General features: G+C 31.9%; 16 protein-coding genes. 9 read left to right on the top strand and 7 right to left on the bottom strand.

Features of this window, described 5'->3' with window-relative positions:
* The first annotated feature begins 85 nt into the window (after positions 1-85).
* From B2741_RS12540 to dgt, 3 genes are all read left to right on the top strand, one after another.
* A complete protein-coding gene (locus B2741_RS12540; protein ID WP_291139489.1) occupies positions 86-2,512 on the top strand; it encodes a ribonucleoside-diphosphate reductase subunit alpha in 2,427 nt (808 codons plus the stop codon).
* A gap of 112 nt (positions 2,513-2,624) precedes the next feature.
* On the top strand, positions 2,625-2,849 hold the full coding sequence (locus B2741_RS12535; protein WP_133610143.1) for a hypothetical protein: 225 nt from the start codon (positions 2,625-2,627) through the stop codon (positions 2,847-2,849).
* A 30-nt stretch (positions 2,850-2,879) separates the two neighbouring features.
* Positions 2,880-4,220 (top strand): dGTP triphosphohydrolase, encoded by a 1,341-nt coding sequence (gene dgt, locus B2741_RS12530; protein WP_291139675.1) that lies wholly within the window; start codon positions 2,880-2,882, stop codon positions 4,218-4,220.
* Between the two features lie 84 nt (positions 4,221-4,304).
* Here dgt and rpmA read toward each other — a convergent pair whose 3' ends face one another.
* Complete coding sequence (gene rpmA, locus B2741_RS12525) at positions 4,305-4,565, bottom strand: 50S ribosomal protein L27 (RefSeq protein ID WP_133610147.1); 261 nt, start codon at positions 4,563-4,565, stop codon at positions 4,305-4,307.
* Between the two features lie 18 nt (positions 4,566-4,583).
* Positions 4,584-5,006 carry a 50S ribosomal protein L21 gene (gene rplU / locus B2741_RS12520; protein WP_291139484.1) on the bottom strand — a complete coding sequence of 141 codons (423 nt, stop codon included), beginning with the start codon at positions 5,004-5,006 and terminating at the stop codon, positions 4,584-4,586.
* 189 nt (positions 5,007-5,195) lie between these two features.
* Here rplU and B2741_RS12515 point away from each other — a divergent pair, with 189 nt between their 5' ends.
* Positions 5,196-6,521, top strand: a complete 1,326-nt coding sequence (locus B2741_RS12515; RefSeq protein WP_291139482.1) for a M16 family metallopeptidase — start codon at positions 5,196-5,198, stop codon at positions 6,519-6,521.
* Between the two features lie 12 nt (positions 6,522-6,533).
* On the top strand, positions 6,534-8,585 hold the full coding sequence (locus B2741_RS12510) for a M16 family metallopeptidase (RefSeq protein ID WP_291139479.1): 2,052 nt from the start codon (positions 6,534-6,536) through the stop codon (positions 8,583-8,585).
* 50 nt (positions 8,586-8,635) lie between these two features.
* On the opposite strand, the gene B2741_RS12505 is transcribed toward B2741_RS12510, so the two are convergent.
* Positions 8,636-9,505 carry a DMT family transporter gene (locus B2741_RS12505; protein ID WP_291139477.1) on the bottom strand — a complete coding sequence of 290 codons (870 nt, stop codon included), beginning with the start codon at positions 9,503-9,505 and terminating at the stop codon, positions 8,636-8,638.
* A gap of 110 nt (positions 9,506-9,615) precedes the next feature.
* On the opposite strand from B2741_RS12505, the gene B2741_RS12500 reads away from it, so the two are divergent.
* Positions 9,616-9,984 (top strand): heavy-metal-associated domain-containing protein, encoded by a 369-nt coding sequence (locus B2741_RS12500; protein ID WP_291139474.1) that lies wholly within the window; start codon positions 9,616-9,618, stop codon positions 9,982-9,984.
* 35 nt (positions 9,985-10,019) lie between these two features.
* On the opposite strand, the gene gldD is transcribed toward B2741_RS12500, so the two are convergent.
* Genes gldD through mutY form a run of 4 tightly spaced genes read right to left on the bottom strand, consistent with a single transcriptional unit; the run spans position 10,020 to position 13,377 of the window.
* The gene (gene gldD, locus B2741_RS12495) at positions 10,020-10,577 is read right to left on the bottom strand and encodes a gliding motility lipoprotein GldD (RefSeq protein WP_291139471.1); all 558 of its coding nucleotides are present in this window, start codon (positions 10,575-10,577) and stop codon (positions 10,020-10,022) included.
* Between the two features lie 5 nt (positions 10,578-10,582).
* Positions 10,583-11,872 (bottom strand): gliding motility-associated protein GldE, encoded by a 1,290-nt coding sequence (locus tag B2741_RS12490; RefSeq protein WP_291139468.1) that lies wholly within the window; start codon positions 11,870-11,872, stop codon positions 10,583-10,585.
* 15 nt (positions 11,873-11,887) lie between these two features.
* The gene (locus B2741_RS12485; RefSeq protein ID WP_026725353.1) at positions 11,888-12,289 is read right to left on the bottom strand and encodes a single-stranded DNA-binding protein; all 402 of its coding nucleotides are present in this window, start codon (positions 12,287-12,289) and stop codon (positions 11,888-11,890) included.
* 38 nt (positions 12,290-12,327) lie between these two features.
* Positions 12,328-13,377 carry an A/G-specific adenine glycosylase gene (mutY, locus tag B2741_RS12480; protein ID WP_291139465.1) on the bottom strand — a complete coding sequence of 350 codons (1,050 nt, stop codon included), beginning with the start codon at positions 13,375-13,377 and terminating at the stop codon, positions 12,328-12,330.
* 131 nt (positions 13,378-13,508) lie between these two features.
* Here mutY and B2741_RS12475 point away from each other — a divergent pair, with 131 nt between their 5' ends.
* The 3 genes from B2741_RS12475 (at position 13,509) to B2741_RS12465 (ending at position 19,512) form a co-directional block, all read left to right on the top strand.
* A complete protein-coding gene (locus B2741_RS12475) occupies positions 13,509-13,802 on the top strand; it encodes an HU family DNA-binding protein (protein ID WP_008254909.1) in 294 nt (97 codons plus the stop codon).
* Positions 13,803-14,130: 328 nt separating this feature from the next.
* Positions 14,131-15,681, top strand: a complete 1,551-nt coding sequence (locus tag B2741_RS12470) for a ribonuclease E/G (RefSeq protein WP_291139461.1) — start codon at positions 14,131-14,133, stop codon at positions 15,679-15,681.
* 150 nt (positions 15,682-15,831) lie between these two features.
* Positions 15,832-19,512, top strand: coding sequence for a restriction endonuclease subunit S (locus B2741_RS12465; protein ID WP_291139458.1), 3,681 nt, complete (start codon positions 15,832-15,834; stop codon positions 19,510-19,512).
* Positions 19,513-19,535 lie beyond the last annotated feature (23 nt).

Raw genomic sequence — 19,535 nt, 5'->3', positions numbered from 1 at the left:
AGGAAGTAAAACTCAATTCAAAAAAAGATTACAAATAACCAGAAATCAGGGAAGGGATTGTCTGATTTCAAAAAACTAAAAAAGTATGTATGTAGTTAAAAGAGATGGCCATAAGGAGCCAGTAATGTTCGACAAAATCACAGATAGAATTAAAAAACTATGTTATGGTTTAAATGACAGAGTAGATGCTGTTAAAGTAGCCATGCGTGTAATTGAAGGATTGTATGACGGAGTAACTACATCAGAATTAGATAATTTAGCAGCTGAAACAGCGGCTTCTATGACAATTGCTCACCCAGATTATGCGCAATTAGCGGCAAGAATTGCTATTTCAAACTTACATAAAAACACCAACAAGTCATTCTCGGAAACGATGAGTGAAATGTATCACTATGTGAATCCAAGAACCAATCAAGAAGCGCCTTTGCTTTCAGATGAGGTACACGAAGTGATTCAAGCCAATGCAGAATTTTTAGATTCTCATATTATATATACTCGCGATTTTAATTACGATTACTTTGGTTTTAAAACCTTAGAGCGTTCGTATTTATTAAGAATCAACGGAAAAATCGTAGAGCGTCCACAACACATGTTAATGCGTGTTTCGGTTGGAATTCACTTGAATGATTTAGAAGCAGTAATTGAAACTTACGAATTAATGTCGAAAAAGTTCTTTACGCACGCTACACCAACATTATTCAACGCAGGAACTCCAAAACCTCAAATGTCATCTTGCTTCTTATTAACCATGAAAGATGATAGTATTGATGGAATTTACGATACGTTAAAACAAACAGCAAAAATCTCACAATCAGCCGGAGGAATCGGTTTAGCAATTCACAATGTAAGAGCAACAGGTTCATACATTCGTGGAACAAACGGAACTTCAAACGGAATTGTTCCAATGTTGCGTGTTTTCAATGACACAGCTCGTTACGTAGATCAAGGTGGAGGAAAGCGTAAAGGAAGTTTCGCTATTTATTTAGAAACTTGGCATGCTGATATTTTCGAATTTTTAGATTTGAAAAAGAATACGGGTAAAGAAGAAATGCGTGCAAGAGATTTATTCTTCGCAATGTGGACTTCTGATTTATTCATGAAACGTGTAGAAGAAGATACAACTTGGACGTTGATGTGTCCAAACGAATGTCCAGGTTTAGACAATGTTTATGGGGAAGAGTTTGAAGCTTTATATCTTTCTTACGAAGCACAAGGAAAAGGTAGAAAAACCATCAAAGCTCGTGAATTATGGGAAAAAATTCTTGAATCTCAAATTGAAACAGGAACACCATATATGTTGTACAAAGATGCAGCGAACAGAAAATCAAACCAAAAGAATTTGGGAACTATCCGTTCGTCTAATTTATGTACCGAAATCATGGAATATACATCTGCAGATGAAATTGCAGTTTGTAACTTGGCGTCTATTTCGTTACCAATGTTTGTTGAAAATGGAGCATTCAATCACGAATTGTTATATAACGTAACAAAACGCGTAACTCGTAACTTAAATAAAGTAATTGACAGAAATTACTATCCAGTTGTAGAAGCAGAAAACTCAAACATGCGCCACCGTCCAGTTGGATTAGGAGTACAAGGTTTAGCGGATGCTTTTATCATGTTGAGAATGCCTTTTACAAGTGATGAAGCTAAAAAATTAAACCAAGAAATTTTTGAAACCTTATACTTTGCAGCTGTAACCGCTTCTATGGAAATGGCAAAAGAAGAAGGACCATATTCAACTTACGAAGGTTCGCCAATTTCTAAAGGAGAATTCCAACATAACCTTTGGAATATCAAAGACGAAGAACTTTCTGGTCGTTGGGATTGGGCAAGTTTAAGAAAAGAAGTAATAGCAAACGGAGTAAGAAACTCATTGTTAGTAGCGCCAATGCCAACTGCTTCAACTTCTCAAATTTTAGGAAATAACGAAGCATTCGAACCTTATACTTCTAATATTTACACACGTCGTGTATTGTCTGGAGAATTCATTGTAGTAAACAAACATTTATTACATGATTTAGTAGAAAGAGGTTTGTGGAACGAAACATTGAAACAAGAAATTATGCGTCATAATGGATCTGTGCAAAACATTGCGCAAATTCCAGCTGACTTAAAAGAATTATACAAAACGGTTTGGGAAATGTCGATGAAAGATATTATCGATATGAGTCGTCAAAGAGGTTACTTTATTGACCAATCGCAATCGTTGAACTTGTTTATGCAAGATGCCAATTATGCGAAATTAACGTCAATGCATTTCTACGCTTGGAAATCAGGTTTAAAAACGGGAATGTACTATTTAAGAACTAAAGCGGCGGTAGATGCCATTAAGTTTACTTTAAATAACGATAAAGTAGCGGCGCCAATTGAAATACAAGAGCCAACTCAAAAAGTAGAAAGCATTGCTGTTGTAAGTGAACCAGTAGAAATGACAGCTGAAGAATACAGAGCAATGATTGAAATGGCAAAAAATGCCGGACCAGAAGATTGCGAAATGTGTGGTTCTTAATTAGAGCATAGAATACAGAAAATAGAATATAGAAAACAGCTGTCTTTTGATGGCTGTTTTTGTTTTAAAAAATTGCGTTTCAATTCGTACATTTGAAAAAAATAAACAGATTATGTCAAAAGATAAAAAAGGGGTTCACACTGGAATTATAGAAAAAGACGCAGATGGAAACTATTTCTGTGGCGAATATTTATTGGATTACCAATACACTGAAAAAAGTTTCAAAGTAGGAGACGAAATCAACATCAAATCGGTAATCGTAAATCCGAGTGATAAAAGTTACAACCAGTATCCAAAAAAATCGAGAAATTTCTTTTTGGCTAACGAAAAAGAGTAATTTCTAAAATCTTCAATCCAGAATCACATGATGCAGTGGGAACAATTATTGTCCTTAAAAAGACAAGGCGACACCAGTAAACGTTTACGAAAAGAGCAAGACGACACCCGTTTAGGCTTTGAAGTTGATTATGACCGAATTATTTTTTCTGCCGCTTTTAGAAGTTTGCAAGATAAAACGCAAGTCATTCCACTTTCAAAAACCGATTTCGTACACAACCGACTAACGCATAGTTTGGAGGTTTCGGTCGTTGGGCGTTCTTTGGGACGTTTAGTTGGAAAGCAAATCATTGCTAAATATCCACATTTACAAGAAGTTCACGGTTATCAAGCGAATGATTTTGGTGCGATTGTGGCTGCTGCTGCATTATCTCATGATATTGGAAATCCACCTTTCGGACATTCAGGAGAAAAAGCAATTGGCGAATATTTCAAAACCGGAAATGGATTGCAATACAAAGACCAACTCACCGAAAAACAATGGCAAGATTTAATCGATTTTGAAGGAAATGCCAACGGATTTTCAGTTTTAGCGGCTTCTCGTGAAGGAATTGAAGGTGGTTTGCGTATTTCATACGCCACTTTAGGGGCTTTTATGAAATATCCCAAAGAAAGTTTGCCTAAAAAACCAACACAAAAAATTTGCGATAAAAAATACGGTTTCTTTCAGCAAGACAAAGCGTTTTTTGCTGAGGTAGCAAACGATTTAGGTTTGATTTCAAATAAATCAGGAAATGATATTGGTTTCGAACGTCATCCCTTAGCGTATTTGGTTGAAGCAGCTGATGATATTTGTTATACCATTATCGATTTTGAAGACGGAATTAATTTAGGTTGGATTTCGGAAGAATATGCATTAGAATATCTAATCAAATTAGTCAAAAACGGAATTGATACCAAGAAATACAACGAATTACTCACTAAAGAAGATAGAATCAGTTATTTGCGAGCATTAGCCATTGGAAGTTTAATCAACGATGCAGTGGTGGTTTTTATGGAAAATGAAAAAGCTATTTTGGATGGAGATTTCCCATTTGCCTTGATGGATAAAAGTCAGTACAAAGCTCAAATGAATGATATCATCCAAATCAGTATAAAAAACGTATATCAAAGTAAGGAAGTAATTCAGAAAGAGGTAATGGGTTATAAAATTATCAATAATTTATTGGATAGTTTTTGTACCGCTTACAATAAAAAAGAAAACGGAACGGCATCTAGTTACGATGAGTTATTGCTAAAATTACTTCCAGAGCGTTTTCAGTTTCAAAAAGAAAATCTATACGACAGACTGTTGCATATTTGTCACTTTGTGTCATTGTTGACAGATGGTAAAGCTTTAGAATTATATAAAACTATTCAGGCAAATAAATGAATATAATTTTATTAAATAAAACTCATAGTAAATTAAAAACCTCTCCATTGGAGAGGTTTTTAATATGTTTGCTAAATAAGATTATTAAGCTTCAAAAGGAATTACAGATACATATGATTTGTTTTCCGCTTTTTTCTGGAATTTTACAACTCCATCAACTTTAGCATGTAAAGTATGATCTTTTCCCATGTAAACATTTTCACCTGGGTTGTGCTTAGAACCTCTTTGTCTAACAATGATGTTTCCAGCAATAGCAGCTTGACCACCATAAATCTTAACGCCTAAACGTTTCGATTCTGATTCTCTACCATTCTTCGAACTACCGACACCTTTCTTGTGAGCCATGATGTTATATTTTAAATGTTATTCTTCAGTTTTTGGTTTTTTAGTCGCTTTAGCTTTTGGCTTAACTTCTTCAGCAGTTTCAGTTACTTCAACTTCAACTTCTTTTTTAGCAGCTTTTTTCTTAGCTCCAGTAGCAACAATTCCTTCAATTAAAATTTGAGTGAATGATTGTCTGTGACCATTTTTCTTTTTGTAACCTTTTCTTCTTTTCTTTTTGAAAACGATTACTTTATCACCTTTTAAGTGTTGTAACACTTTGGCTTCTACAGAAGCTCCTTCTACAGCTGGGGCGCCTAAAGTTACTGTTCCGTTTTCATCTAATAAAAGAACTTTGTCAAAAGAAACTTTAGTTCCTTCTTCTGAAGCTAAACGGTGAACATAAACCTTTTGGTCTTTGCTTACTTTGAATTGTTGCCCTGCTATCTCTACGATTGCGTACATAACAATGATTTTAGTTAAAAATTTTAAGGTTGCAAATATACAATAATTTCTAAACCAAACAACTATCTGCTTAATAAAAATATTCTAAATTTTAATTTCAATGTTTTTTCTACATAAAAACACAATTTAATTGTAACATTTTTCGGAAATTGCGTCTAATTACAATTATATCAAACAAATTAATAACGTATGAAAAAATCTTTAATGGCTTTGGGTACTGCACTAATGCTTGGCGGAACTGCTTCTGCTCAAAAAGTAACATTCGAGGAATTTGATTTAGACAACGGATTACACGTCGTACTTCATCAAGACAATTCTGCACCAGTGGTAATTACTTCTGTAATGTATCACGTAGGAGCTAAAGACGAACAACCTAACCGTACTGGTTTTGCTCACTTTTTTGAACACCTTTTATTTGAAGGAACAAAAAACATTGGTAAAGGGGAATGGTTTAAACTAGTTACAGCAAACGGAGGAAACAACAATGCTAATACTACAGATGACAGAACGTATTACTATGAAGTTTTTCCTTCTAACAATTTAGAATTAGCTATTTGGATGGAATCTGAAAGATTAATGCATCCTGTTATTGACCAAAAAGGGGTTGATACACAAAATGAAGTAGTTAAAGAAGAAAAAAGATTACGTGTTGACAATCAACCTTACGGAAACTTAATTAAGGCTGTTAAAGAAAACATGTTTAAAGTTCACCCATACAAATGGACAACCATTGGAGAAATGGAGCATTTAGATGCAGCTACTTTAGAAGAATTCTTAGCTTTCAACAAAAAATTTTATGTACCAAATAATGCAGTTTTAGTAATTGCTGGTCAATTTGACAAAGCGCAAGCGAAAGAATGGGTTAAAAAATATTTTAGTGCTATTCCTAAAGGAGCTCCTGTAACTCGTCAAAAAGTTGAAGAAGCGCCAATTACAAAAGAATTTAAAGCAACTTGGCAAGATCCAAACATTCAAATTCCGATGTTAGTAGCTTCTTATAGAACGCCTTCAATGAAAACACGTGATGCTAGAGTTTTAGATATGATTTCAGCTTACCTTTCTGATGGAAAAAGCTCTAAATTATACAAGAAAATTGTAGACGATAAAAAAATGGCATTACAAATTGGTGCTTTCAACTATAGTCAAGAAGATTATGGTATGTATTTAATCTATGGTTTACCAATGGGAGAAAATACGACAGAATCTATCTTAAAAGAAATTGATGAGGAAATCGTAAAAATGCAAAACGAATTAATTTCTGAAAAAGACTTCCAAAAACTTCAAAACAAATTTGAAAGCAACTACGTAAGTAATAATGCTTCTGTTGAAGGAATTGCTGATAATTTAGCAACTTACTATATGTTGTATGGCGATATCAACTTAATCAATACAGAAATTGAAATTTATCGTTCTATTACAAGAGAAGAAATTAGAGACATTGCAAAAAAATATCTAAACTCAAACCAAAGAATGATTTTAGATTATGTTCCTGCTAAAGACAAAGCTCAAAACTAAGATTTGAAGAATATGAAAAAATTTATATACATAGCAGCCAGTTTATTTTTAACAATAACTATGCAAGCACAAGACAGACCGCAACCAAAGGCAGGACCAGCTCCTAGCATTAACATAAACAAACCACAAAGTTTTGTACTTAAGAATGGTTTGAAAGTTTTAGTTGTGGAAAATCACAAATTACCACGTGTTTCTTTCAATCTAACTTTAGATAATCCGCCTTATGCTGAAGGAAATAAAAAAGGAGTTTCTGATATTTTAAGTGGAATGTTAGGTAACGGAACTGAAACTATCACAAAAGATGTTTACAACGAAGAAATCGATTTCTTAGGTGCTGATATCAATTTTTATGCTTCTGGAGCTTCTGGAAACGGACTTTCGAGATATTCAAAAAGAATTTTAGAATTAATGGCTGATGGTGCATTAAACCCATTATTTGATAAAGCTGAATTCGAAAAAGAAAAAGAAAAAATCATCGAAGGTTTAAAAGCAGATGAAAAAAGCGTTTCTGCTATTGCTCGTAGAGTAGAAAATGTTTTAGTGTTTGGAAAAGAACATTACAAAGGAGAATACACAAGTGAAGAAACGCTGAAAAACGTAACATTTGAAGACGTTGTTTTAAATTACAACACTTATTTCGTTCCTGCTAATGCTTATTTGGTAATTGTTGGAGATGTTAACTTTAAAGAAGTTAAAAAAGAGGTAGAAAGACTTTTTGGAAAATGGAGAAAAGCAACTGCACCTCAGTTATCTTACTCTGAGCCAAAAGATGTTCAGTATAGCCAAATCAACTTTATCGATACACCAAACGCTGTACAGTCAGAAATTGCTTTAGTAAACTTGTCAAACTTAAAAATGACAGATAAAGAATACTTTTCAGTTTTATTAGCGAACCAAATTTTAGGTGGTGGAGGTGAAGGAAGATTATTCTTAAACTTACGTGAAAAACACGGTTGGACATACGGTGCATACTCTTCTATTGGGGCTGGAAAATATATCAATAAATTCCGTTCAAGTGCTTCTGTAAGAAATACAGTAACAGATAGTTCTGTTGTTGAATTTTTCAACGAGTTAAAAAGAATCAAAACAGAATTAGTTTCTGAAGAAGATTTAAGAAATGCAAAAGCAAAATACGTAGGTAACTTCGTAATGCAAATTGAAAAACCATCAACTATTGCTGGATACGCTTTAAATAAAGAAACTCAAGGTTTACCAGAAGATTTCTATGAAAACTACATTAAAAATATCAACGCAGTTACGGCTGAAGATATTAAAAATGCAGCTAACAAATATTTCTTATCGGATAAAACAAGAGTGGTTATCGTTGGAAAAGCTGGGGATGTTTTACCAGGCTTAGAAGCAATGAGTAAAAAAGAAAAATTACCAATTTTCTACTTTGACAAATATGGTAACCCAACAGAAAAACCAGAAGTTAAAAAACCTGTTCCTGCAGGAGTTACAGCTCAAACTGTATTAAATAACTATATCAATGTAATTGGTGGTGAAAAAGCAGTTAAAAACGTAAAAACGTTAGCAGTAATGTCAGCTGGAACTGTTCAAGGAACTCCTTTAGAATTAGTAGTTAAAACAGCTCCTAAGAAAATGGGTGTTGAAATGAAAGCTATGGGAATGACCATGATGAAACAAGTGGTTAACGAAAAAGAAGCTTACATGGTACAACAAGGTCAAAGAAAAGATTTCAAAGACCAAGATTTGAAAGATATGCAAGCTGAAGCTACAACATTCAAAGAGTTAGCACTATTAACAGATAAAGATATAACTTTAACTGGAATTGAAAATATCAATGGAGCTGATGCTTATGCAATCAAAAACGGAAAATCTACCTATTACTATGATGTAAAAACTGGATTTAAAGTAGCTGAAGCTAAAGAATTAGAGCAAGGTGGTCAAAAAATGACACAAACTACTTACTACCAAGATTACAAAGATGTAAAAGGATTGAAATTCCCATACAAAACCATCATGAATGTTGGTATCGAAATCGAATTAATTACTACTGAAGTTAAAATTAACGAAGGTGTAACAGACGCTGATTTCAAATAATAAACAAACCATGAAATTCAGAAAGCGCTCAAGAAATTGGGCGCTTTTTTTTATTTCTTACTCGAAAAGTAAACCCCAACTAAAACGATTAATGCGCCTAATAATTGAATCAAGGAAAGCGTTTCATTCATAAATAAATACCCTAAAATAAAAGCTACTACTGGAATAATATACGTGACCGAAGATGCAAAAACAGGCGATGACAACTGAATTAATTTAAAGAATAAAATATTCGAAAATCCGGTTCCAACGACACCTAAAATAGCAATAAAGCCTAATGAAGTTTGCACTTTAGTTTCGTGAACAATATCAAAAAATCCCGTAAAGTATAAAACGATTAAAGCTGGAAAAAACATAATTAAGAAGTTTCCTGTGCTAATCGTTAAAGGTTTTAAATCGGATAAGTATTTTTTAATTAAGTTGACATTGATTCCGTAAAAAATAGAGGCAATTACAATTAAGATAGCGTAGTAATAGTTTTCAGTAGTGTTTTCTCCATCACCAAATAAAACCAACAAAGCACAGCCAATAAATCCAATAATAACTCCAAATACTTGACTTCGTTGCACGCTCATTCCAAAAAAGAGCAATCCTGCCAATAATGTATTTAAAGGAGTTAATGAATTTAAAATCGAACTTATAGAGCCATCAATTTTGGAAAGTGCAAAAGCAAACAAAAACGCTGGAATAAATGTTCCACACAAAGCCGTTAACGCAATGTATTTCCATTTGTGTAATGGAATTTGAGGAATTTGTTTAAACCCAACAATAATCAAAAACATAGCTGCAAAAAGGATTCGCAAACTTCCTAATTGCACCGAGTTTACACCTTTCAAACCCAATTGCATTAAGATGAAGGAGCTTCCCCAAACACAGCCTAAAAAGCCTAATAAATACCATTTTGTTGAATTGTTTTCCATAGCGCTATTTTGTTCGTCAAAATTCAGGCTTTATTTTTAAAATAGCACTATGAAATTTTGTAATTTTGCATAGTCTTTATTTAGAGACTTTTAATTTAACATTTGTTCGTATGAAAAATTTAAAAAATATTGGTTTAGCGCTTTTAATTACGCTTTCATTAGCAAGTTGCAAACAAGAAAACAAAGAAGTTGCAGTTGAAGAAACTAAAAAAGAAGTGGTTTCTGAAGCAGATTTAGCTAAAATGCAAACGGCAAGTTTTACTATTGACGGAATGACTTGCGCTATGGGTTGTGCAAAAACAATCGAAAACAAATTAGCTGGTCAAGAAGGTGTTGGACAAGCTGTAGTAGATTTTGAAACTAAAATTGCAACTGTAAAATTCGATGCTGAAAAGCAATCGTTAGAATCGTTAACCAAAACCATTGAAGGTGTTGCCGGCGGTGATTCTTACAAAGTAACGGAGTCGAAAAAAATGTAATAAAAAAACGCCCTGAGAATTTCAGGGCGTTTTTTTTATTTCCATTCTAATGTTTCCAAAATTCTTCGCATATCTTCTTTTAGATAATTTGCTGCGGGTAAAATAGAATCAAAATTTGGTTTTGCGTAAAAATAAACGCTTCCTACTATAAAGTTTTTTGTACTATCTGTAACGTAAAATTGAGCGTTTGTTGCTGCGTTTCCGCCTACTTCATAAAACATTCCGTACACTTTTTTCTTGTCATTGATAAAAGGTTGTTCCACAATGTCATCCGCTTTAACCACATGATTGTAAGTTAATGTTTGAGCATCGCGCAATAATTTATCGATATCATTATTAACAGGTTTGTGTGTTAGATAAATGGTAGCTTTCATCTTTGGATAATTAATTTCGAAAGCACATGATTTATCTTTTATGTTAGCCAAATCATTTTTCTCAAAAGTAAAGCTACAATCCGTATCTAATTTAGAATATTTGGCTTTTGGATATTCCAAACTCAAATGTCCTTTTGGTTTTGGTAATGTTTCGTCTCCGCAAGAAACCAATCCAAAAAATAATCCCAAACAACTTAATTTTACTATATTTTGTATCATGATTCTTATAACGTAACTTTTATTTGTTTTATTCTTCTCTTGTCTACATTTTCGATGGTAAAAATAAGATTATGAAACGTTATTTTCTGTCTTTTCTTTGGGAAATTTCCAGAAATCTCGAGTAAGAAACCAGCTAAAGTTTCGGCTTCACCTTTTTTGCTTTCAAATTCATTTTCATCCACATCAATTATTCGATAAAAATCTTTCAAGCTAATTTTACCTTCAAACAGGAAATTTTTATCATCAATTTGAGAATAAATCAAATCTTCATCATCAAATTCATCACTAATATCGCCCACAATTTCTTCCAAAACATCTTCTAACGAAATAATTCCAGAAGTGCCGCCATATTCATCTACCACCACAGCCAAGTGACTTTTCATTCCCTGAAAATCTTTCAATAAATCGTCTAATTTTTTATTTTCGGGAACAAAGAAAGGTTGACGAAGTAAGTTTATCCAATCAAATTTGTCACTATCAATATGTGGAATCAAATCTTTAATAAATAAAATCCCTTCAATTTGGTCGATATTTTCTCTATAAACTGGAATTCGAGAATAGCCTTTTTCGACAATTTTCGGCATTATTTCTTCGAAAGTTTCTTCAATATTTAAAGCAAAAACATCAATTCTCGGACTCATTACCTGACGCACTTCGGTATTTCCAAAAGTTACAATACCTTCCAAAATCTTCTGTTCGCCATCAGTTGTGTCCGATTGTGAAGTCAATTCTAACGCTTGTGAAAGTTGGTTTACCGAAAAATTCCCTTTTTGCACATTCAATTTCTTTTCAATAAAAAGAATTCCATTTCGCATGGGAACACTAATAGGCGATAAAACATTATTCAAAATCGAAATAGGAATTACCACTTTTTGGGAAAAATCCATATTATTTCGATTAGCATAAATTTTAGGTAAAACTTCTCCAAAAAGTAAAATGAAAAACGTAACCACTACAACTTCTAAAACAAATCGTAAAACAGAAGATTCAATTCCATTAAATAATCGTCCACTAAAAGAAGAGAAAATGATTACAATAGCAATATTTACAAAATTATTGGCCACCAAAATAGTAGCTAGTAATTTCTTAGGTTTTTCTAATAATCTGGAAATAAGAGTTCCTTTGTTGAAATCTTTATTCTGTATTTCGTCAACATCTTTTTGAGACAAAGAAAAAAGGGCTACTTCAGAACCCGAAATAAAGGCAGAACAAGCTAGCAATATAACAATTGCGATTATTCCAAAAAGGAATTCAAAATCTATCGTGTGAAGTAAACTGGCAGGATCAGGATCCAAATTAAATCAATTTAGTTAAACATTAAAATCATCTGGTGCGCTACCTGTTGGTAAAGAAGATTTACTTAAGTCTGTATCTTTCTTAGTCGTTAAGAATGTAAATTCGGTCACCTGAATTTCAGTAGTGTATTTTGTTGCACCGTCTTCAGCTTGCCATTGACGCGATTTAATTCGTCCTTCAATGTAAATTTTATCTCCTTTAGAAAGATATTTTTCACAGATTTCAGCTGCTTTATTACGAACGACAATGTTGTGCCATTCTGTAGAGGTTATTTTTTCTCCAGTAGTTTTATTGATATATACTTCGTTTGTCGCTAATGGAAAACGTCCAATGCAATTACCTCCTTCGAAGTAGTGCATTTTCACTTCGTCACCTAGATGACCTATCAATATTACCTTATTTAATGTTCCGTTCATGGCTTGTAATTGTTTTAGGGTTAATCAAAAATAGTAATTTAAAGTGAATTACAATAATTTGCAACCATAAAATTATGAATTACAATTGGAAAAGGCAATTTTTGTATTGCTGTAAAAGGTTTTGAATCAGGTAATTTCGAAGTAAAACGAAGTTCGAAAAAACGAATATGCAAATGCTGATGCGATAATTTATGAAGCGTGATTTCGTTTTGTAAAATCAAAATTTCTGAAGGTTTCTCGTTGTAGAATTGCATTTTAGAAACCTGTTCAATAATTTCGTTTTCGCTCAACTGTATCTCGGTTTCTAAAACTGGAAACTCGTATAAATTTTCCCAAATTCCTTTTCCTTCGCGTTTTTGTACAATATAATTCGAATCCGAATCTTTCAAAATCAAATAATTCAAATAGCGATTTGTTACTTTTGTTTTCTTTGACTTTACAGGTAATTCTGAAACTTTTTTATGTTGAAGAGCCGCACAACTCGAATTTAAAACACAAGAATTACAATCCGGATTTTTTGGAACACATTGCAGCGCACCAAATTCCATAATCGCCTGATTAAACAAAGCTGGATTTTTTTTATCTAAAACTTCTTGCGCTAATTGTTGGAATTCTGTTTTAGTTTTTGGCAAGGAAATGTCGCTATCTACATTAAAGTAACGACTCAAAACTCTGAAAACATTACCATCTAAAACCGCAACAGGTTCGTTGTACGAAAAAGAAGCAATAGCTGCTGCGGTATATTCGCCAACTCCTTTAAGTTTTAGTAATTCTTTATATGTAGGCGGGAATTCTCCGTTTAATTCAAAAGCAATGTGTTTTGCTGTAGCATGTAAGTTTCTGGCTCTGGAATAATAACCTAGGCCTTGCCATAATTTTAAAACTTGTTCTTCATCGGCATTTGCTAGGTCAAAAATTGTCGGAAAAGCATCAGTAAAAGACAAAAAATAAGGCAAACCTTGTGCCACACGCGTCTGTTGCAGCATAATTTCTGAGAGCCAAATCGGGTATGGATTTGTAGTGTTTCGCCATGGTAAATTGCGCTTATTTTGTAAATACCAATGAATTAAAGAGTTAGAAAATTCCATGTTTTTTTATTGGACAACAAAAATAAATCTTTAGTAATTAAAATTTAATCAATTATGATTGATTTATTGTTTTTTTAATTCTTATATTTGCAAACTCAAAAAAATACACAATATATTAAATACGAAAGAAAATGACGAAAGCAGATATCGTAGCGAAAATTTCAGAAAAATTAGGTCTTGAAAAAGGAGATGTTCAAGCAACTGTTGAGACTTTTATGGAAGAAGTAAAAAACTCATTAGAAACTGGTGACAATGTTTATTTAAGAGGTTTTGGTAGTTTTATCATCAAAACAAGAGCTGAAAAAACAGGAAGAAACATTTCTAAAAACACTACAATTAAAATTCCTGCACACAACATTCCAGCATTTAAACCTGCTAAAGTGTTTGTAGAAAGCGTTAAAGAAAAAACAGAAGTTACAGTATAAAAATAAATTATTAATCTAAACACCAACATGTTATGCCAAGTGGTAAAAAAAGAAAAAGACATAAGGTAGCAACTCACAAACGTAAGAAAAGAGCGAGAGCAAACCGTCATAAAAAGAAAAAGTAGTTTAAAACTACTTTTTCTTTTTTAGAAAAAAAAGTTCATTGAAAACAATCAATTCTACATTGATTATCGGGAAAAATCCTGTAAAATTATTATTTAATCCATCTGTGAAAATGTTAGATGATGGACGTTAGATGATGGGTGTATTATAAACATCAAACATCAAAACACCAAGCACCCAGCACAAACAGATAAAAATGTACTGCATGAACAAAGAGTTAATTATTCGATCAGGTTCAGACGCTGTAGATTTTGCCTTATTAAAAGATGGAAAACTAATTGAATTACACAAAGAAGAAGAAAAGCAAAGCAATTTTGCGGTAGGTGATATTTTTATTGCCAAAATCCGTAAACCAGTTGCCGGCTTAAATGCCGCTTTTGTGAATTTAGGTCATGAAAAAGATGCTTTTTTGCATTATCATGATTTAGGTCCAAATCTTCCTTCTTTAATGAAATTCATTAAACTTGTAAGCGCAGGTAAAATAAAAGATTATTCACTCAAAAATTTTCCTTTTGAAGCTGAAATCAACAAAGATGGGACGATAACAGATATCTTAAGTCCAAATCAGTCGATTTTAGTTCAAGTAGTAAAAGAACCAATCTCTACAAAAGGTCCCAGAATTAGTTCTGAGATTTCTTTAGCTGGAAGATATGTGGTTTTAGTTCCTTTTTCAGACCGAGTTTCTGTTTCACAAAAAATAGAATCAAGAGAAGAAAAAGACCGATTAAAACGACTAGTTCAATCTATTAAACCAAAAGGATTCGGTGTTATTGTGCGAACAGTAGCCGAAGGCAAAAAAGTAGCCGAACTTGATAAAGATCTACAAACACTCCTTGAAAGATGGATGTCGATGAGCAGACGTTTACAAACGGCGCCTCATCCATCAAAAGTCTTAGGAGAGTTAAACAAAGCTTCCTCTATTTTAAGAGATGTATTTAACGATACATTTTCTTGTATACATGTAGATGACGAAGATTTGTATTTAGAAACGAAGGAGTATTTGCAAGAAATAGCTCCCGATAAAGTGTCTATCGTAAAACACTATCAGTCAAAAGACTTGCCTCTTTTTGAGAAATACAATATTGAACGACAAATAAAAACGTCTTTTGGAAAAACAGTTTCCATGAGCAAAGGTGCTTATTTAATTATTGAACATACAGAAGCTTTACACGTTATAGACGTTAACAGTGGAAATCGTTCAAGCAAAGCAACTAGCCAAGAAGATACTGCTCTAGAAGTTAACATGATTGCTGCAGCTGAAATTGCACGTCAGTTAAGACTTAGAGACATGGGCGGAATTATTGTGGTGGATTTCATTGATATGCAAAATCCAGAAAACCGCAAAGTATTGTATGACTTCTTAAGAGAAGAAATGAGTGACGATAAGGCCAAGCATAAAATCTTGCCTCCTAGCAAATTTGGATTAATTCAAATAACTAGACAAAGAGTTAGACCAGAAGTTAATATTAAAACAAGAGAAGAAGACCCTAACAATGAACATGGGGAAATTGAAGCTCCAATTTTAATTATCGACAAAATAGCGTCTGACCTTGAACGCATTATAAAAGACCATAAAAAAGTTGTACTTAACGTGCATCCGTTTGTGGCAGCATACCTTACAAAAGGTTTTCCATCATTACGTTCGAAATGGTTTTTCGAATATAAGAAATGGGTGAAAATTATACCTCGTGACGCTTACACGTATCTAGAATTTCACTTCCTTGACAAAGAAGGAAATGAAATTATAGTAAAATAATATGGGATGTATCCTGTAAAAATAAAAAACCGCCTTTCGAAAGATTGGCGGTTTTTTTGTTTATATGTATTTAATATTTTTATATAACTTGCATGAAAATTAAAAAAAAAATGTTATATTTTTGGCGTTACTAATTGTAATTAATATAATATGAAAAACTTATTGCAAGTAATTGGTTTTCAGCCAAAAGAAAATGCAAAGGATGTTTTTATAAAAAAATATCCAGATGGTTATATTATAGAAATTGATTTCCATAAAGAAATTATAAACTACGGAGATAAAATTATTTGCGAAAGCAAAACAACTCAAAACCATTCACAAGCTGAAAATTTCGTTGTGCTGGAATGTGTAAATAGACTTCTTGAAAAAGGTTATAAACCCGAAAATATAATTCTTGAACCTACATGGAAACTTGGTCGTCAAGAAAAAGGAAGACTTGATATTCTTGTTAAGAATGAAGACAAGGCTTACTTAATGATTGAATGTAAAACTTTTGGAAAAGAGTTTGATGACGAATTAAAGAAAATGAAAAAAGATGGAGGTCAACTTTTTTCTTATTTTCAGCAAGATAAAAGTGCTGAGATATTAATGCTTTATGCGTCTAAACTGGATAAAGACAATATTATTTACAAAAATGAAATTGTAAAGATTGAAGAAGAACATAGACTTGCACCAACTGTAAAAGATTTTTATGCTATTTGGAATAAGAATACAAAACATCAAGGTGTTTGGGAAAATGAGCCTTATGATTTTAAAAGTAAAAAATTTACAAAAGCAGATTTAAAAGAATTAGACGAAGCGGAAAGCACCAAAATATTTCACGAATTTGCTTCAATACTTCGTAAACATTCAGTTTCTGACAAACCAAATGCTTTCAATAAAATATTCAATCTTTTTTTAGCAAAATTGTATGATGAAGCTAAAAGAGAAAATGATGAATTAGAATTTCATTGGAGAGAAGATGATAATGCGGTAGATTTTCAAGTTCGTTTAATTAATTTACATAAAGATGGTTTATTTGCTTTTCTTCAAAAAGAAATTGAAGGAATCGATGAAAAAGATTTCAAAGCAAATTCACCAGAAGAACTTTTAGAGAAAAAGAAAAAAGTTTTAAAATTCAATAATATTCTTGCTATAAAAGAAGTTTTAGACGATGCAAGTTTCGATGAAAATCAACGTGTATTAAAAGACGTTGTAAAACTTTTAGAAAAATATCAAATTCGTTATCCAAGAAAGCAACAACATTTGTCTGATTTCTTCGAAAAATTATTGACTACAGGATTAAAACAAGAAGTTGGTCAATATTTTACACCTCCACCAATTACAAAATTCATTGTTCGCTCTATACCTATCAAACAAATGATAGAAAAAGAAGTAAACAAAGAAGCCCCTGAATTACCTGCAATAATTGATTATGCTGCGGGAAGTGGTCATTTCATTACAGAAGCAATGGAAGAATATCAAGATATTATAAATGCTTTCAAAGAAGAAGAAATGAAGAATTTCTTTCCAAAAGCAGTAAAGCAAGTAAAATCTTGGCAAGCCGATCCTTATGAATGGGCAGCAAAATATGTGTATGGAATTGAAAAAGATTACCGTTTAGTTAAAGTAGCAAAAGTAGGTTGTTATTTTTATGGAGATGGTGTGGCTCAAATTATTCACGGTGATGGTTTAGATAGTTTTAAAACCTCTAAAACCTATAAAGGTTTATTGAAAGACAACACCAATCTTGAAGATTCTACAAAAGCTAAATTTTCATTGGTTTTATCAAATCCACCTTATTCTGTGAACGATTGTAAAGATGATTTAGAATATATTGGTGCGCAAAACGATTTTACTTTATATTCATATCTTTCAGAAAAAAGTAAAGATATTGAATGTCTTTTTGTAGAACGAACCAAACATTTATTGAAAGATGATGGTATTGCAGCAATTGTTTTACCGAGTTCAATTTTAAACAACACAGGAATACAAACCAAAACAAGAGAAATAATTTTACAATATTTTGATATTGTTGCAATTGCTGAATTAGGAGGTAACACTTTTATGGCAACAAATACAAATACGGTCACATTATTTTTAAAACGAAAAAGTAATCAAGAAAGCATCAGGTTAAAATATTACGTAAATAAATTTTGTGCTGAATTTATAGACAATACCATTAATCAAATTGAGAAACCTATTTCTAAATATGTAAATTATGTTTGGGAAAATATTTCTTTTGACGATTATATTTCTTTACTGAAAAAAGAACCAAATAAAACTGTATCAGAACACGAAATTTATAGAGAATACCGTAAAAAAATAAAAGCTAAAAAGGACAATGAATTTTGGGATAAATTAATTGAAACAGAAAAAGATAAATTATTACATTTCATTATTGCTTACAATCAAAAAAACATTGTTTTAGTTAAAAGCGGTGAAAAAGATGCTGAAAAAAAATTTATTGGGTATTATTTTTCAGATAGAAGAGGAAGCGAAGGAATGCATCCAATACAAGGTGGCAAAACTATTGATGAATGTACAAGCCTTTATAATATTGAAGACATAAATGATTTAACAAAAGCAAGTAGTTACATATATAATGCATTTATTGGTAATTGTAATTTAGAAATTGCTAAAAATTTAAAGGATAATGTTTCTTATATTGATTTATTAGATATGCTCACTTTTGACAGAGCGGAATTTCATAAAGAGCTTAAACTTTCAGTTAAAAAAAAAGTGAAAATTGAAAGTAAGTGGGAAATAGCAAAGCTAAATCAACTTGTCTCTTTAGTAAGAGGAGCATCACCTAGACCAATTAAAGAATTTTTAACTGAAGAAAAAAATGGAGTTAATTGGATAAAAATTGGAGATGTAAAACCGAATTCAAAATTTATTACTGATACGAAAGAAAAAATTACAATTACTGGAGCTGATAAGTCTAGATACGTAAAAAAAGGTGATTTTATTTTATCTAATTCAATGAGTTTTGGAAGACCTTATATTATGGAGATTGAGGGTTGTATCCATGATGGATGGCTTTTGTTAAGCGATTTTACAAGTAAATTAAACAAAGATTATTTATATTATATTTTATCTGATAAAATAGTACAAGATCAATTTATCAGTGCGGCAAGTGGAGGAACATCTGTTGATAATTTAAATATTGAAAAAGTAGCTCATACTGAAATCCCACTTCCACCTTTAGATATTCAAAAAAAGATAGTTTCAGAAATTGAGGTTTTAGAAGCAAAAGAACAGAAAGCAAAAGAGGAAATTGAGAAAGGAAAAGAAACAATTGTAAACTTATTTAATCAAGTAGAATCAAAAGCTGATAAAACAGTTAGATTAAGCGATGAAAATATTTTTCAAGTTTCTATTGGAAAAAGGGTTCTTAAAAATGAGTTTGTAGAAAATGGTAAAATTCCAGTTTATAGTGCCAATGTTATTGAACCATTTGGAAGTATTGATAAATTATTAATTAAAGATTTCCGTAAACCATCTGTTTTATGGGGAATTGATGGAGATTGGATGGTAAATCATCTTCCAAAAGATTATCCTTTTTATCCAACAGATCATTGTGGTGTTTTAAGAGTTAAAGATAATTCTATTAATGAAAAATATTTAGCTTTCATTTTAGAAAAAGAAGGAAAAGCATTTGAGTTTTCAAGAACAAAAAGAGCTTCAATAGATAGAATTCAAGGAATTAAAATTGCCGTTCCACCAATTGCTGAACAACAAAAAATAGTTTCAGAAATTGAAAAAATAGAAGCAAAAATAAAAGTTTTAGAAACTGAAATTGCTGAAATTCCAAAACAAAAAGAGACAATTTTAAAGAAGTATTTATAAACCAAAACCGCTACTCGAAAGAA

It is taken from the genome of Flavobacterium sp. UBA7663, assembly GCF_002483315.1.
Classification (GTDB): Bacteria; Bacteroidota; Bacteroidia; order Flavobacteriales; family Flavobacteriaceae; genus Flavobacterium.
This window is presented reverse-complemented; position numbering and strand designations above follow the sequence as displayed.

Coding starts and splice junctions, on each gene's coding strand:
- B2741_RS12540 (WP_291139489.1), top strand. CDS start 86: ATGTATGTAGTTAAAAGAGATGGCCATAAGGAGCCAGTAATGTTCGAC.
- B2741_RS12485 (WP_026725353.1), bottom strand. CDS start 12,289: ATGAACGGAACATTAAATAAGGTAATATTGATAGGTCATCTAGGTGAC.
- B2741_RS12500 (WP_291139474.1), top strand. CDS start 9,616: ATGAAAAATTTAAAAAATATTGGTTTAGCGCTTTTAATTACGCTTTCA.
- dgt (WP_291139675.1), top strand. CDS start 2,880: ATGCAGTGGGAACAATTATTGTCCTTAAAAAGACAAGGCGACACCAGT.
- B2741_RS12510 (WP_291139479.1), top strand. CDS start 6,534: ATGAAAAAATTTATATACATAGCAGCCAGTTTATTTTTAACAATAACT.
- B2741_RS12475 (WP_008254909.1), top strand. CDS start 13,509: ATGACGAAAGCAGATATCGTAGCGAAAATTTCAGAAAAATTAGGTCTT.
- B2741_RS12515 (WP_291139482.1), top strand. CDS start 5,196: ATGAAAAAATCTTTAATGGCTTTGGGTACTGCACTAATGCTTGGCGGA.
- B2741_RS12470 (WP_291139461.1), top strand. CDS start 14,131: ATGAACAAAGAGTTAATTATTCGATCAGGTTCAGACGCTGTAGATTTT.
- rplU (WP_291139484.1), bottom strand. CDS start 5,006: ATGTACGCAATCGTAGAGATAGCAGGGCAACAATTCAAAGTAAGCAAA.
- B2741_RS12505 (WP_291139477.1), bottom strand. CDS start 9,505: ATGGAAAACAATTCAACAAAATGGTATTTATTAGGCTTTTTAGGCTGT.
- B2741_RS12535 (WP_133610143.1), top strand. CDS start 2,625: ATGTCAAAAGATAAAAAAGGGGTTCACACTGGAATTATAGAAAAAGAC.
- rpmA (WP_133610147.1), bottom strand. CDS start 4,565: ATGGCTCACAAGAAAGGTGTCGGTAGTTCGAAGAATGGTAGAGAATCA.
- mutY (WP_291139465.1), bottom strand. CDS start 13,377: ATGGAATTTTCTAACTCTTTAATTCATTGGTATTTACAAAATAAGCGC.
- B2741_RS12465 (WP_291139458.1), top strand. CDS start 15,832: ATGAAAAACTTATTGCAAGTAATTGGTTTTCAGCCAAAAGAAAATGCA.
- gldD (WP_291139471.1), bottom strand. CDS start 10,577: ATGATACAAAATATAGTAAAATTAAGTTGTTTGGGATTATTTTTTGGA.